Origin of the sequence: Lysobacter sp. ESA13C, assembly GCF_019970005.1 — a bacterium.
GTDB lineage: Bacteria > Pseudomonadota > Gammaproteobacteria > Xanthomonadales > Xanthomonadaceae > Lysobacter > Lysobacter antibioticus_B.
The window spans coordinates 137,931-151,311 of the sequence record NZ_JAHXYK010000009.1 but is presented as its reverse complement, the minus strand read 5'-3'; the positions used below and the strand labels follow the sequence as shown (position 1 = coordinate 151,311).

At 68.1% G+C, this 13,381-nt stretch carries 13 protein-coding genes; 2 read left to right on the top strand and 11 right to left on the bottom strand.

From position 1 onward, the window contains the following. Nucleotides 1–4: 4 nt before the first annotated feature. The 5 genes from LC490_RS18085 to purB all read right to left on the bottom strand — a co-directional run bounded on the left by LC490_RS18085 (nt 5) and on the right by purB (nt 6,067). Nucleotides 5–817, bottom strand: a complete 813-nt coding sequence (locus tag LC490_RS18085) for an ankyrin repeat domain-containing protein (protein WP_223621090.1) — start codon at nt 815–817, stop codon at nt 5–7. 207 nt (nt 818–1,024) lie between these two features. Further along, nucleotides 1,025–2,473 (bottom strand): hypothetical protein, encoded by a 1,449-nt coding sequence (locus tag LC490_RS18080; RefSeq protein WP_223621089.1) that lies wholly within the window; start codon nt 2,471–2,473, stop codon nt 1,025–1,027. Nucleotides 2,474–2,706: 233 nt separating this feature from the next. Then, nucleotides 2,707–3,111, bottom strand: coding sequence for a VOC family protein (locus LC490_RS18075; protein ID WP_031372985.1), 405 nt, complete (start codon nt 3,109–3,111; stop codon nt 2,707–2,709). A 108-nt stretch (nt 3,112–3,219) separates the two neighbouring features. Further along, nucleotides 3,220–4,128, bottom strand: coding sequence for a subclass B3 metallo-beta-lactamase (gene bla, locus LC490_RS18070; protein ID WP_223621088.1), 909 nt, complete (start codon nt 4,126–4,128; stop codon nt 3,220–3,222). A 562-nt stretch (nt 4,129–4,690) separates the two neighbouring features. After that, nucleotides 4,691–6,067, bottom strand: a complete 1,377-nt coding sequence (gene purB, locus LC490_RS18065; protein ID WP_031372983.1) for an adenylosuccinate lyase — start codon at nt 6,065–6,067, stop codon at nt 4,691–4,693. A 278-nt stretch (nt 6,068–6,345) separates the two neighbouring features. On the opposite strand from purB, the gene LC490_RS18060 reads away from it, so the two are divergent. Further along, nucleotides 6,346–7,830 (top strand): class II fumarate hydratase, encoded by a 1,485-nt coding sequence (locus LC490_RS18060; protein WP_223621087.1) that lies wholly within the window; start codon nt 6,346–6,348, stop codon nt 7,828–7,830. Nucleotides 7,831–8,410: 580 nt separating this feature from the next. Continuing rightward, nucleotides 8,411–8,593, top strand: coding sequence for a hypothetical protein (locus tag LC490_RS18055; RefSeq protein WP_031372981.1), 183 nt, complete (start codon nt 8,411–8,413; stop codon nt 8,591–8,593). Nucleotides 8,594–8,894: 301 nt separating this feature from the next. Here LC490_RS18055 and LC490_RS18050 read toward each other — a convergent pair whose 3' ends face one another. The 6 genes from LC490_RS18050 to LC490_RS18025 all read right to left on the bottom strand — a co-directional run bounded on the left by LC490_RS18050 (nt 8,895) and on the right by LC490_RS18025 (nt 13,229). Beyond that, the gene (locus tag LC490_RS18050) at nt 8,895–9,434 is read right to left on the bottom strand and encodes a hypothetical protein (protein WP_223621086.1); all 540 of its coding nucleotides are present in this window, start codon (nt 9,432–9,434) and stop codon (nt 8,895–8,897) included. Between the two features lie 61 nt (nt 9,435–9,495). Further along, a complete protein-coding gene (locus LC490_RS18045; protein ID WP_223621085.1) occupies nt 9,496–10,263 on the bottom strand; it encodes a DUF4097 family beta strand repeat-containing protein in 768 nt (255 codons plus the stop codon). 175 nt (nt 10,264–10,438) lie between these two features. Continuing rightward, on the bottom strand, nt 10,439–11,473 hold the full coding sequence (locus LC490_RS18040) for an ABC transporter permease (protein ID WP_223621084.1): 1,035 nt from the start codon (nt 11,471–11,473) through the stop codon (nt 10,439–10,441). Then, nucleotides 11,470–12,354, bottom strand: a complete 885-nt coding sequence (locus LC490_RS18035) for an ABC transporter ATP-binding protein (protein ID WP_031372977.1) — start codon at nt 12,352–12,354, stop codon at nt 11,470–11,472. The genes LC490_RS18040 and LC490_RS18035 overlap by 4 nt, the downstream gene beginning before the upstream one ends. Further along, entirely contained in the window at nt 12,351–12,731 is a 381-nt protein-coding gene (locus tag LC490_RS18030) for a GntR family transcriptional regulator (protein ID WP_031372976.1), read from the bottom strand. Before LC490_RS18030 ends, LC490_RS18035 begins: the two co-directional genes overlap by 4 nt. Before the next feature lie 3 nt (nt 12,732–12,734). After that, the gene (locus LC490_RS18025) at nt 12,735–13,229 is read right to left on the bottom strand and encodes a hypothetical protein (RefSeq protein WP_223621083.1); all 495 of its coding nucleotides are present in this window, start codon (nt 13,227–13,229) and stop codon (nt 12,735–12,737) included. Nucleotides 13,230–13,381: the final 152 nt, after the last annotated feature.

Below are 13,381 nucleotides of genomic sequence, written 5' to 3'. Positions count from 1 at the left end.
GAAGTCAGCGCGGCGTCGACGCGTCTTTCAATTCGCTTTCCCGGTGCTCGATGTCGGCTTTCAGATCGACGACGGACACGGCGTCGCCCGCGCCTTGGGCCAGGCGCAGGCGCTGCAGATGCGCCGGCTCGCGCGGCAGGGTCAGGCCGCGTGCGGCGAGCAGTTGCTGGCAGCGCTGCTGCCATTGCGCGAGCTGCGGGAATTTGCCGCCGTCGACCGGCCACCAGTAGACGTTCTCGACCACGGTCTGGGCGCCGATGCGCTCGGGCTTGGCCGCGCTTTCGAGGCGGTGAGTGGGGTCGGCGCCGCGTTCGAGCAGCCAATGGGTCTTGTCGAACTGGCCGCGCGAGTAATACGTCAGCAAGGTGTCGCCGCTGTCGCCGTGGGCCTGGGCATCGATGTCGGCGCCGTGCTCGATCAGCAGCTTGACGTTGTCCCACTGCCCGGCGAGGGCGGCGATCCGGGTCAGAGGTTGCCGGTCGAGATCGCTGGCGTCGGCGCGGCCGCCGCGTTCGAGGAAGGCGCGCAACACCTCCGGCGATTCGGCTTTGGCCGCCCACACCATGACCGTGCCGACGGCGGGCACGGCGCGGTTGGGGTCGGCGCCGGCCTCGATCAGGGCGGCGACGCCGGCGGCGTTGCCATGCAGCACCGGCCAGGCCAACAGCGGCAGGCCGCCCGGGGACACCGCATTGGCGTCGGCATGGGCTTGCTTGACCAGCCGCTGCACCTCGTCGCCGCGGCCGGCGGCGGCCGCCTGCGCGAGTTCGAGTTCGGGACCGTTGAAATGTTGCTCGATCTGCAAGTTGGGGGCCATGGCGACGACGGGCTCGGCAGAAGGTGTGGATGCGACGGCGGGCATCGGTGCGGAGTCGCTGCAGGCGCACAGCGCCAACAGGACCGAAGGCGCCCAGTGAAGGCGCGAACCGCCTTCGGGGAAGGGCGCGCGGGTCATGTCGGCAGTATGGCCATTGTGGCGATCCTCCGGCGTGAGCCCGGCTCGGCAAGGCTCATCGGCCCGGGTTCAAGCGTCGAGCTGTTCGCGCAAGGCCGCTTCCTCGCTGTCGATGTGGCTGGCCATGGAGTCGTCGAACACGCCGAAGCTATGCCGGTCGACCATTTCCAGCACGCTGGGGATGGTATCGGGCTCCAGCCCGGCCTCGATCGCGGTGGCCACGCCGGTCTCGATGGCGTCGGTCGCGTCGGCGGCGAGATCGCCGCCTTGCTCGACCAGGTCGCCGAGCGATTCGATGCCGTCGCCAAGAGTCTCCACGCCGTCGCCGAACGCGCCGAGGATCGCACCGGCCGGGCCGGGCAGATGCTCGTCGATGAATTCGGTGCCGCTGTCGACCAGGTCGGTGAAGCCGCCGACGATGTCGCCGAACAGGCCGCCGCCGTCGCCTACGGTCTCGGCGATGTCGCCGAGTTCGCCGATCGGCAACTGGTCGGACGCGGCGTTGATGCCGTCGATGGTGTCGTCGAGCGAGACGATCTCGGGGCGCGCTTCGCCGTTGTCGTCGGTGGCGTCGAGGGTGACGCGGCGGCCGACCGCATCGGGCAGGTTCAACACGCTGTCGGCGGTGGCGTTGGTCGGCAACACCACATCGTCCTGCAGGCGGTTCGCGGCCAGGCCGACGCCGTTGAGAATGGCGGCGAAGCCGGCGGCGTTGTCGTCGGACAAGCCCGAGGTCGCGGCCTGCAATTCGGTCAGCAGGTCGCCGTCGACGGCATACGTGGTGATGTTGCCGTCGGCCTGCTCGAAGCTGAGGCCGCGCTCGGCCAACGCCGCTTCGACCGTGGCCGGATTCACCCCGGCCGGGTTGGAGACGATGCCCCGGTTGCCGGTGACCAGCGCCGCGGCGGTGGCGAGACCGCCGCCGAGCGAGTGGCCGCTGAAGATCACGTTGTCGCCGCCGTGTTCGGCGACCGAGCTGGCGATGTCGATGGCCTGGTTGTAATAGGCCTCGTCGTTGCCGAGCGCCTGGGCGACGTCGGCGTTGACGTCCTCCAGGTCGGCGAAGTCGGCGCCTTCGAACTGCAGCACCGGCGCGGCATCCGGGCCGAACACCGCGGGGTCGGGGATGAACAGCTCGGCATTGAAGCCGGAGCCTTCGGGATGCAGTTGCTGCGGGGTCAGCCCGTACAGCTCCAACTCGGCCTCGCTGGCGCGATGCCAGCCTGCGGGCACTTCGTCGTCGGCGCCGAGCGAGCGGCTCAGGGCCAGCACTTCACGGTCGTGGTACAGCGTTTCCAGCGCTTCGGTCTGCTGCCACAGCGCGCCGTCCCGATCCTGCTGCGCCTGGGTATAGCCCTGGGTCAGCAGCTCGCGTTGCTCCGGGCTCCAGGTCGCGGCATTGACCCGCGCTTCGATCTGCTCGGGAGTCTGCGCCGGCGGCGGAGGCGGCGGTTCCTGCTGCAGGACCTGTTCGACGACACGGGAGACGCTTTGGACGAAATCGGTGACGAAGGACATGACCGTAATCCGGGCTGTGACGGCTGCCACGAATCTCGCCACAAGCTGCGCCGCTCCGCCATCCGGGCGGACCCTAGCCTAGGGTCCGCCCGGGGACCCGGATTTAGGGCTGCCGTTCGCCCGGGGACCCGGATTAGGGCTGCCGTCCGCCCTGGGGGACCCGACTTGGACCTACGGTTCGCCCCGGGGCCAACCGATCGCAGGTTCGGAGTTGGCCCTGGGGGCGTCGCGACTCAGGTCGGGTCCGCGATCTCGTCGTAACCGCGGCCGACGAACTGCAGCAGGCACCAGCCGTGGCCGAACGGATCGGCGATCTGCACGATGCGGCCCCAACGGGTGCTGCGGATGCGGTCTTCCTGGATGGCCCCGGCGGCGACCGCACGGGCCAATGCGGCTTCGGCGTCGTCGACGACCACGTCGCAATGCACCGGCGTCCAGTGGCGCGAATACACCCGCACGTCATGGCCCGCGGCCTGGCTGCCTTCGGTCTTGAGCAGCAGATAGATCGGCGCTTCGCCGCCGAGCAACTCGACCACCTGGTCGCCGAAGCGGCGGCCGACCCGCAGACCGAAGGCTTCGGTGTAGAACGCGGTGGCCTCGTCGAGGTGCGGTACGTCGATGTTGATCAGTTGTTTCATCGGGCGGCTCCGCGGGCGATAGCCATCGATCTTGCGCGCTCCCGCGCTAAGGCCGCGTGGCGATGCGGGCCATGCCGTTGCCGGCGCGGCCCGCAAGCAGGCCCGGGTTCAAGGCGCCGATGCGCGTTCCTTGGCCAGGCGTTCTTCGAGCTTGCCGGCGCCGGTCGCGGCGTAGGCGCGGCAATCGTTGGAAGTGCCCGACGGCGTGGTTTCGGACGCGTCCAGTCGCGCGAGCAGGTTGCTGGCATTGGGATGCGGGGTCACCAGGATGTCGCAGGGCAGCGCGGCGACGGTCTCGATGCTGCGGCGGAACGCGGCGACTACGCCGGGGTGCGCGGTTTCGTCGCTGTAGCGGTATACGTCGTCGGTGAAGGGAGTGAGGCTGTCGGCATAGGCGATAGCGCGGCAATCGCCGGCGTCGTCGCAGGCGCGCCAGCTCCAACTGGTGCCGCCCGGCGTGTGGCCGGGCGTGGCATGCGCGGTCAGCGCGATCGGGCCGAGGCTGAGGGTGTCGCCGTCGCCGATGGCGCGCACCGCGGTCACTGGCGGGAACGGCGACACGCTCAGGAACTGCGGATCGCCGCGGTCGCTCTTGCCGGTTTCCAGCGCGGCGATGGCCGGCGTGCGTGCGACCACGGTCGCGCCGGTGACGCGCTGCAGATAAGCGAGGCCACCGGCGTGGTCGTTGTGCTCGTGCGAATTGAGCAGATAGCGGATCTGGCGCGGATCGAAACCGAGTTTGCGGATATTGGCTTCTATCTGCGGCGCGGCTTTCTCGGTGGCGCCGTCGACCAGCACATGGCCCTGGTCGGAGGTGATCAAGACGGCGCTGAGCCCGCAGGTGCCGACGTACCAGGTATTGCCGTGGATGCGGCGCGGCTGGGTAGGCTGGTGCCAGTCGGGATCGGCCGCGCACGGCGCGACGGCCGCACCGGTGGAGTTGGGCGCGGGCGTCGACGCGCAGGAGGCCAAGACGCAGATCAGAGAAGCGGCCAGCAGGCCGTCACGCAAAAACATCGGCGGATCCGAACGGAAGCGAAGGGGCGCTCACTATGTTCGATCGCGTCGTGCAGTGGAACCGCGCGATGTCGATTGCGACGGCCTCCCTGTAGGAGCGACGTAAGTCGCGACCGCGTCGCTTCCTGATGGCCACGCCGGCACATGCAATCCCGCAGTCGCGGCTCGCGCCGCTCCTACACGGAAGCGACGCATCGCTTGGCTTTTGGGGTAGGAGCGACGCGAGTCGCGACCGCGTCGCGTCATGATCGCCGCGCCGGCACATGCAATCCCGCGGTCGCGGCTGACGCCGCTCCTACAAGAGCTGCGGTGTGGTTTTTGGAGTAGGAGCGACGCAAGTCGCGACCGCGTCGCGTCATGATCGCCGCGCCGGCACATGCAATCCCGCGGTCGCGGCTCGCGCCGCTCCTACAAGAGCAGCGGCGTAGCTCTTGGGGTAGGAGCGACGCAAGTCGCGACCGCGTCGCCGCATGATTGCGGCGACGCAATCTGAAATCGCGCGGTCGCGGCTTGCGCCGCTCCTACCCACAGCGACTTCTGCGATCGCGTCGCCGTCAGCGCATCAGATCTCGCGCGCGAGCTTCTCGGCCAGGCCGGTGTAGCTGCCCGGGGTCATCGCCAACAGGCGCTGTTTGTCCTCGGCCGGAAGCTCCAGCGAGGCGATGAACTCGCGCATCGAGGCTTCGTTGATGCCGTGGCCGCGGGTCAGGGCCTTGAGTTGCTCGTAAGGATTCGGCAGGCCGTGACGGCGCATCACCGTCTGCACGGCTTCGGCCAACACTTCCCAGGACGCATCGAGGTCGGCGGCGAGGCGCTCGGGGTTGGCGCTGAGCTTGCCCAGGCCGCGCAGCAGCGCGTCCAGGCCGATCAGGGCGTGGCCAAAGGCGGTGCCGAGCGCGCGCAGCACGGTCGAGTCGGTCAGGTCGCGCTGCCAGCGGCTGATCGGCAGCTTGGCGGCGAAATGCTCGAACAGGGCGTTGGCGATGCCGAAGTTGCCTTCGGCGTTCTCGAAGTCGATCGGATTGACCTTGTGCGGCATGGTCGAGCTGCCGACTTCGCCGGCCTTGACCGACTGCTTGAAGTAACCCAGCGAGATATAGCCCCAGACGTCGCGGCACAGGTCGATGCAGACCGTGTCGATGCGGCGCTGCGCGTCGCAGACTTCGGCGATGCCGTCGTGCGGTTCGATCTGGGTGGTGTAGGGCTGCCAGTCCAGGCCCAGCGAGGCGACGAAGCGCTGGGCGAAGGCCGGCCAGTCGATGTCCGGATAGGCCGAGACGTGGGCGTTGTAGTTGCCGACCGCGCCGTTGATCTTGCCCGGCATCTGCGCGCCGGCCAGGGTCTCGCCCTGGCGCTGCAGGCGCGCGACCACGTTGGCGATTTCCTTGCCGACCGTGGTCGGCGAGGCGGTCTGGCCGTGGGTGCGCGACAGCATCGGCAGGGCGGCGTAGTCGTGCGCCATGCTGCGCAGCTTCTGGATCAGCTCGTCCAGGCGCGGCAGCAGCACGTGCTGGCGGGCCTCGTTGAGCATCAGCGCGTAGCTGAGGTTGTTGATGTCCTCGCTGGTGCAGGCGAAGTGCACGAATTCCAGGGCCGGGCCGAGCTCGGCGTCGTCCTTGAGGCGTTCCTTGATCAGGTACTCGACCGCCTTGACGTCGTGGTTGGTGGTGCGCTCGATCTCTTTGACGCGTGCCGCGTCTTCGATCGACAGCTCGTCGGCGAGCTTGCGCAGGCGGGCGGCGGCGGCTTCCGAGAACGGCTTGAGTTCGACGATGCCGGGCTCGTTCGCCAGCGCCAGCAGCCATTCCACCTCGACCTTGACGCGGGCCTTGATCAGGCCGAACTCGGAAAAGATCGGCCGCAGCGCGTCGACCTTGCCGGCATAGCGGCCATCGAGCGGGGACAGGGCGAGCAGGGTGGTCTTGGGGTCGGCAGACATGGCACGCGCAGGGCAGTAAACAGTCCGCCATTCTACAGCCACGCCGCCCCGGGTCGCTCCGGGCCCCCATGCCGCCTCCGAGACGCCCGACAGGACGCCCCGATAGAGCCGGATTTGGCGGTTCGCGGCGGCGCTCTCGACGCCCGCCGCGGTCGTCGCCATGATGGCGCCCGCCAGCCGCTGCACGCGCCAGCTCCCATGATCCGCCGGGCGTATCCTCGCAGCATCCGCGATACGCAGCGGCGCCTCGCGTCCCCCTTGAATCGATGGAGCTGGCCATGGCGACTTCCGCCAAGAACAAAAGCAAGACCGCAAGCAAGACCGCGCCCAAGCGCGAAGGCAAGGGCGCGACGGGCAAGCCCGCTGCGGGCTTCCGCCTCGAACACGACAGCATGGGCGAGCTCAGCGTGCCCGCCGAAGCCCTGTGGGGCGCGCAGACCCAGCGTGCGGTGCAGAACTTCCCGATCTCCGGTGTGCCGATGCCGCGCGAGTTCATCCGCGCGCTGGCCCTGGTCAAGGGCGCGGCGGCCGAGGTCAATGCCGGTTTCGGCCTGCTCGACAAGGGGCCGGCGGCGGCGATCCGCGCCGCCGCGGCCGAAGTCGCCGAAGGCCGCCACGACGCACACTTCCCGATCGACGTCTACCAGACCGGCTCGGGCACTTCGAGCAACATGAACGCCAACGAGGTCATCGCGACCCTGGCCACGCGTGCCGGCAAGCATGCGATCCACCCCAACGACCACGTCAATCTCGGCCAGAGTTCGAACGACGTCATCCCGACCGCGATCCGGGTGTCGGCGCAGCTGGCGGTGACCGAATCCTTGCTGCCGGCGCTCAAGCACCTGCGCAAGACCATCGAGGCGCGTGCCAAGGAACTGGCCAAGGTCACCAAGACCGGCCGCACCCATCTGATGGATGCGATGCCACTGACCTTCGGCCAGGAATTCGGTGCCTGGGCGGCGCAGTTGAGCTCGGCGCAGGCGCGCATCGAGGACAGCCTGAAACGGTTGCGCCGCTTGCCGATCGGCGGCACCGCGATCGGCACCGGCATCAATGCCGATCCGCGCTTCGGCAAGGCCATGGCCAAGGCCTTGTCGGCCGCGACCGGCAGCAAGTTCGAGTCGGCCGCCGACAAGTTCGAGGGCCTGGCGGCGCAGGACGACGCGGTCGAGCTGTCGGGGCAACTCAATGCGCTGGCGGTGGCGCTGATGAAGATCGGCAACGACCTGCGCTGGATGAACTCCGGGCCGCTCGCGGGCCTGGGCGAGATCGAACTGCCGGCATTGCAGCCGGGCAGCTCGATCATGCCGGGCAAGGTCAATCCGGTGATTCCCGAAGCCCTGGCGATGGTCTGCGCCCAGGTCATCGGCCACCACGCGGCCATCACCGTGGCCGGGCAGAGCGGCAACTTCCAGCTCAATGTGATGCTGCCGCTGATCGCCCACGACCTGCTCGATTCGATCCGCCTGCTCGGCAACGCCATGCGCCTGCTCGCCGACAGCAGCATCGCCGGCTTGAAGGTGCGGCAGGCGCATGTGCGCGAAGCCCTGGACCGCAACCCGATCCTGGTCACTGCGCTCAACCCGATCATCGGTTACGAAAAGGCCGCGGCGATCGCCAAGCAGGCCTACAAGGAAGGACGTCCGGTGCTGGAGGTGGCGATGGCCGCGACCGGCCTGCCGGAAAAACAGCTGCGGCGCCTGCTCGACCCAGCCGCGCTGACCCGCGGCGGTATTCACGGCGGCGGCGGTGGTGGCGGCTGAAGTGGCTGAATCGGCAGCCGGGGGCCGCAGCCCCGGGCTGCCCGGCGCTTCGGCCGGGATACCCGAGTGCTTGGATTTCACGGCACATTCACGGACGTAGCCCGGACATCGCGCCCGTCAGCGAATTGTTCGAGGATTTTATTTCGCGACCGAAGTGGGGTTTCGCGACGAGGCCGTTTCGCTATCCTCGCTGCGCATACAGGCAGCAATCCAGTCGCCGGGACATACTCGGCGGCAGTCGGACAGACCGGCAGGGGCGGTCGAGCGACAACCGGCATCCGGACCATCGGCCCGGTCTAGGTCGCGTCGAACCCAACCCCCATCGGACTCATCCGCCGGACGCCCTTTCGCTCCGCGGAATGGGGCCGTGCGTCCGCCGTTTTCCAGTTTTCGCACGCTTGCCGACGACCCGTCGCGCAGCCGGTTATTGAGCGGTAATCGGTCTGCAACGCCAGGTGTATATCGAGCGGTTCATGTCCCAACGTCCGGCCGACCGTCGCCAAGCGGTGGCCGGACGAGCTGTTTCCCCCGACCCCCGGATCCGATCCGGTCAGCCATAACCAGAAGTGGAGCTTCGCTCATGAATTCGATTCGATTCTTTCGGTACGCCGTCGTCCTGTCCTTGTTCGCCTGCGCCGGCTGCAACCCGCAGAGCGTGCCCATCGGCGACGAGCTGAAGTCCGATCTGCTGGCCAGCCATGCCGCCCCGGCCGTCGCTGTCGCGGCCCAGGCCACGGTCGACCAGGTCCGCAAGGCGCACTGAGCGACGCTGCCTAGGCGCCATCCGGCCGTGCTTCGGCACGGCTGGACGGCGTTTGCCGTGCCTGTCTCTTGCGAGCGGACGCTTTGCTTGATCGCCCTACGGCCAGATACGTCGCTGCCGGAGACGGCGTGGTCGCGGCTTGTGACCGAAGGAAATCCAGTAGGACGCCGCTCCTCCCCAAAGGTGGCGGCGTCGCCTAAGTCCGCATCGCAAGGATGCGGATGCCGTTGTCGAAGGTTTGCTCCTCACAACGCACGGTCGCGACGAACTGTCGCGACCGCGGTCGGTTCCGCGCTTGCGCTCAGCTGCGGCAGTCGCCGACCGAGCTGGCCTCGATCGCGGCGAAAGGCTCGAACGCGGGCAGGCTTGCGGTGAGCTCTTCCTGCGCAGTACGCAAGTCGGCGAGCCGGTCGCACATGTTCTGCGCGCGCTGTTCGAACACCGCCGCGTCGGCCTCGACTTTCGTGCCGATCGAATCCGGATTGCCGCTGGCCAGGCCGCTCAAGATCGTGCTCACGGTCTTGCCGGCGAAGGCGGCGCCGTCCTTGCCGATGGCGACGCCTTCCTTGCTGATGTTCATGGCGTGAGCGAAATAGCGCTGGCTGATCGCCCGCTGCTCGGGGCTGAGAGCGACCGCGTTGCCGTCGAGGCTCAGCGTGCCGTCGGCGCCGATTTCCGCATAGGCGCCGTCCTTGCCGCGCAGGATCACCCGATCGTTGGCCAAGCTCATCGGTGCGATCACCGAAACGTTCACGCTGGCATCGGGCGCCTGCGAGCAAGCGCTCGCCGACACGGCGATCAAGATGGCGAAGGGAAGCGAGAGCGAACGTACGGCTTTCATGGCGGGCTTTCCTGGGCGGTTTAAGGACGGCCTGGACGAGGGGCCGGATCGAACGTCCCGATCAATCGTCTTGCGGCAAGTGGACGCGGCCGGCGACGCCGTTGTGGACCACCGAGCCGCTGCCGATCGAGTGCACGCGCAAATCGCCGCGCACGCCGTTGACTTCCAGGTCGCCCGAGCCGATGCGGCTCAGTTCGACCGAACCGCCGACGTTGCTGAGTTCGACGTCGCCCGAGCCGATCGAGCCGAGCTTGACGTCGCGGGCGATGCGCTTGGCGGTGAGGTCGCCGGAACCGAGCGAGATCAGCTGCAGCGAACCGATGTCCTGGAAATCGACGTCGCCGGAACCGACGTCGGCGGTGGCCAGGCCGCGCACGTTGCTGACCTTGATGTCGCCCGAGCCGACGTCGGCACTGAGCGAGGCGACGCGGTCGACGTCGACGTCGCCGGAGCCGACCTTGAGCTGGACCATCATCGTGTCCGGTACGGTCGCCTGCAGCTTCATGTAGCTGTAGCGGTTGAGGCCGAAGTTGATGTTGGAGCGGTGCTGGGCGAGGACCACCAGCTTGTCGCCGACCCGCTTCTGGGTGACGGTCATGCCGGGCAGGTCGGCCGCATTGGTGGCGCAGGCGCGACCGCTGACCGCGGCCTTGGCGCCGGGCGAGCCGGTGACGCTGAGCTCGTCCGGGCCGATGTCGAAGACCACCGCCTTCACCCCGGTCAGGTCGAGCTGCAGATTGCGCGGTGCGGAAAATTCGCAGCGTTCGGCGGCCTGGGCGGCGAACGGCAACGAAAGGGCGAGGGCGAGCAGGGGGATCGTATGGCGCATCGGGCGCTCCGGAGTTGAAGGGTCGGTTCGATGGATGCGGCGCGGGCGAGCGGGGTTGCAATTATTTTCGCGGAGCCGGCTTTCGCTGAGCGGTACTTGGTGGGCGGGACTGGGTCGAGCCGGCGTAGCGGTGGAGCTCCGGCCCCGTCCGCGGACGGGGCCGGAGGGCCGGCGGTCAGCCCTCGTCGCGCCAGCGGCGCAGGCGGATCGCGGTATAGACCATCAGCGCGCCGAGCACCGCGCCGATCCACAAGTCGACCGTGGCGAAGGCCTGCAGGCTGCTGGTGAAGTCGATCGAACGGGCGATGTCCTCGGGGCCGTTGATCACGCTGTTGGTATCGACGCCGTTGATCTGCGGGCTCAGGTACCAACTGCCGGGGACGATGCTGAGCAGACCGCGGAACGCCACCGTGTACCAGATCGCGTCGTGCGGGATCTCGATCCCCGGCAGGATGTCGAGCCAGCTGATGAACATGCAGGCCAGCAGCGGGATCACCACCGCCCAGACGAAGGGCACGCTGCGCGCCCACGCCGAGCACAGCATCAGCCAGCCGACCGTCGGCAGGGCCCACAGCGCGTACACCGGAATCGAGCACAGGATCTGCAGGACCAGGCGCAGCGGATGCGCTTCGGTGAAGACCCCGCTCGCGCCGGGCACGCCGTTGAGCAGCACCGCGACCCACGACAGCAGCCACATCACCGCGCCGATCGCCAGGCCGATGCCGATCGCCAGCACCGGGGCCAGCACCAGCGCCCACAACAGCTTGGACAGCACCGCCTGGGTGTCGGAGACCGGCAACGACTTCCAGAACAGGATGCTGCGGTCCTTGCGTTCGTCGTAGATCGAGCCCAGGGCGTAGAAGAACACCACGAACACGAACACCACGCAGGCCAGGCCCATGCCGCTGAGCAGGGCGATGTCGCCGGCGAGTCCGAACGCCGACTCGTGGCCGGAAACGTTGATGTTGACCCCGTCCATGTGCACGTCGCCGCGACGGATCGCGCTCTGCAGCATGATCGAGCTGGCGACCACGCCGAACAGCGAGAACACGATGGCGACCAGGCCGGTGATCACCGGGGCCCAGAAGAAGCCGCCGCGGTGCTCCCAGAACTCGCGCCGCAACAGCATCTTGAAGGTCTGCAGCGGCGGGATCGCGGCGACCGCGCGCGGTGCGGCGGGGGCGGCGAGGATATCGTCGGCGACGTTCATGCGTAGGTCCCCTTCATGGTGGCGACGAACAGATCGGCCAGGCCGGGCGTACGTACTTCGCCGAAGCCGGCCAACTGCTCGGCCGGAACGCCGTCGAACAACATCACGGTCTTGCCGAACGGAAGCGAGCGTTCGTCCAGCGGTTTCAGTGCGCGCGCCTGGGCGGCGGAGTCGGTATTGACCAGCACTTCGATGAAGCGCTCGCCGAGCACTTCCATCGGGCTGTCGAGCACGACCTTGCCGTCGCGGATGAACATCACGTCGGTGAGGATGTGTTCGATTTCCTCGACCTGGTGGGTGGTCACCAGGATGGTCTTGTTCTCGTCGAAATAATCCTCGAGCAGGCGCTGGTAGAACTGCTTGCGGTAGAGGATGTCCAGGCCGAGGGTCGGTTCGTCGAGCACCAGCAGGCGCGCGTCGATGGCCATCACCAGCGCCAGGTGCAGTTGCACGATCATGCCCTTGGACATTTCGCGCACGCGCAGGTTGGGCTTGAGCTGGGTGCCGTGCAGGAAACGCTCGCACTTGGCCCGGTCGAAGCGCGGATGCACGCCGGCGACGAACTCGATCGCTTCGCGCACCCGCAGCCAGCGCGGCAGCACCGCGACGTCGGCGATGAAGCACACGTCGCGCATCAGCGCGTCGCGTTCGTGGCGCGGGTCGCGGCCGAGCACCGACAGCTCGCCGTCGAAGGCGATCAGGCCCAGGATGGCCTTGAGCGCGGTGGTCTTGCCGGCGCCGTTGGGGCCGATCAGGCCGACGATGCGGCCGGCCGGGATGTCGAAGGCGGCGTTGTCGAGCGCGAGTTTGTTCTTGTAGACCTTGCGCAGGCCGCGCGCGGTGACGATATGACCGGGGTCGATGTGGATGGCATTGGTCATGGTGCGTCTGCCTTGTCGTTGCCGGTGCGCGCACCGAGCAGTTCTTCGTTGCTGAGGCCCAGGCGCTGGATGCGCTCCAGGACCAGCGGCCATTCTTCGCGCAGGAAGCGTTCGCGCTCGTTGACGAGCAGTTTCCTTGCGGCTTCTTCGGTCACGTACATGCCCAGGCCTCGGCGTTTTTCGACCAGCGCCTCGTCCGCCAACTCCTGATAGGCGCGCGAAACGGTGATGGGGTTGAGTTGGTATTCGGCGGCGACCTGCCGCACGGACGGCAGGGCATCGCCTGGCTTGAGGACGCCGTCGAGCATCATCGCGACGACGCGCTCCTTGAGCTGGCGATAGATTGGAGCGCCGTCGCTCCATTGGATTGCGGTCATGGTTCAGCCCCGCGGCAGGAAGGAGAAGTAAGGCATAACGAGGTTCCGTCGGTTACGGCGCGCGGCGGTCCCGGCCTTGCGTTTGGTTTCGGTGCTTGCCGGCTCCGCGGCAACGAGGGGCTCGACCGCGTTGGCGATCGCGGTGAGGTCGGCGACTTCGCTGGCGATGCCGGCGACGAACAGGCTGACTTCGGCGGCGCTGGCATCCTGGCCGAGCCGGTCGGCGCTGGCTTCGATGCGGCGCGCGATGGTGGCGACGTCGGTTTGGCGGCTGCGGGCGCGCGCCACGAAGTCGCGGTCGAAGCTGATCTGCGCCTTGATCTGGCCCAGCTCGACCTGGATCGGGCGGGTCGCCACCGCGTCGCCGGCCAGCATGGCCAGTTCCGGGGCGGAGGACGCGACCGGCGCGGGCGAGGGGAAGGCGACTACCAGGCCCAGAACCAGGGCGCCGCCGGCGGCCATCAGGGCTGAAATGGAATTGTGGAGCTTGCGGTTCATATCGAACGTCCTGCTCGTTAGTGGGCCGGTGTTGTATGCAACTATAACACCTAAACACGTCGCGTCAATCGATACCGACCCAACTAAAGTCATACTTGGCCCAGCGCTCCGGCCCTGCCGGCTTTCCCTCCATCGATCCTCCCGAGGCTGCC

Excerpts from the sequence above, each read along its gene's own strand:
- LC490_RS18050 (WP_223621086.1), bottom strand. The coding sequence starts at position 9,434 with ATGAAAGCCGTACGTTCGCTCTCGCTTCCCTTCGCCATCTTGATCGCC.
- LC490_RS18055 (WP_031372981.1), top strand. The coding sequence starts at position 8,411 with ATGAATTCGATTCGATTCTTTCGGTACGCCGTCGTCCTGTCCTTGTTC.
- LC490_RS18040 (WP_223621084.1), bottom strand. The coding sequence starts at position 11,473 with ATGAACGTCGCCGACGATATCCTCGCCGCCCCCGCCGCACCGCGCGCG.
- LC490_RS18060 (WP_223621087.1), top strand. The coding sequence starts at position 6,346 with ATGGCGACTTCCGCCAAGAACAAAAGCAAGACCGCAAGCAAGACCGCG.
- LC490_RS18085 (WP_223621090.1), bottom strand. The coding sequence starts at position 817 with ATGGCCCCCAACTTGCAGATCGAGCAACATTTCAACGGTCCCGAACTC.
- LC490_RS18035 (WP_031372977.1), bottom strand. The coding sequence starts at position 12,354 with ATGACCAATGCCATCCACATCGACCCCGGTCATATCGTCACCGCGCGC.
- LC490_RS18030 (WP_031372976.1), bottom strand. The coding sequence starts at position 12,731 with ATGACCGCAATCCAATGGAGCGACGGCGCTCCAATCTATCGCCAGCTC.
- LC490_RS18045 (WP_223621085.1), bottom strand. The coding sequence starts at position 10,263 with ATGCGCCATACGATCCCCCTGCTCGCCCTCGCCCTTTCGTTGCCGTTC.
- LC490_RS18025 (WP_223621083.1), bottom strand. The coding sequence starts at position 13,229 with ATGAACCGCAAGCTCCACAATTCCATTTCAGCCCTGATGGCCGCCGGC.
- bla (WP_223621088.1), bottom strand. The coding sequence starts at position 4,128 with ATGTTTTTGCGTGACGGCCTGCTGGCCGCTTCTCTGATCTGCGTCTTG.
- LC490_RS18080 (WP_223621089.1), bottom strand. The coding sequence starts at position 2,473 with ATGTCCTTCGTCACCGATTTCGTCCAAAGCGTCTCCCGTGTCGTCGAA.
- LC490_RS18075 (WP_031372985.1), bottom strand. The coding sequence starts at position 3,111 with ATGAAACAACTGATCAACATCGACGTACCGCACCTCGACGAGGCCACC.
- purB (WP_031372983.1), bottom strand. The coding sequence starts at position 6,067 with ATGTCTGCCGACCCCAAGACCACCCTGCTCGCCCTGTCCCCGCTCGAT.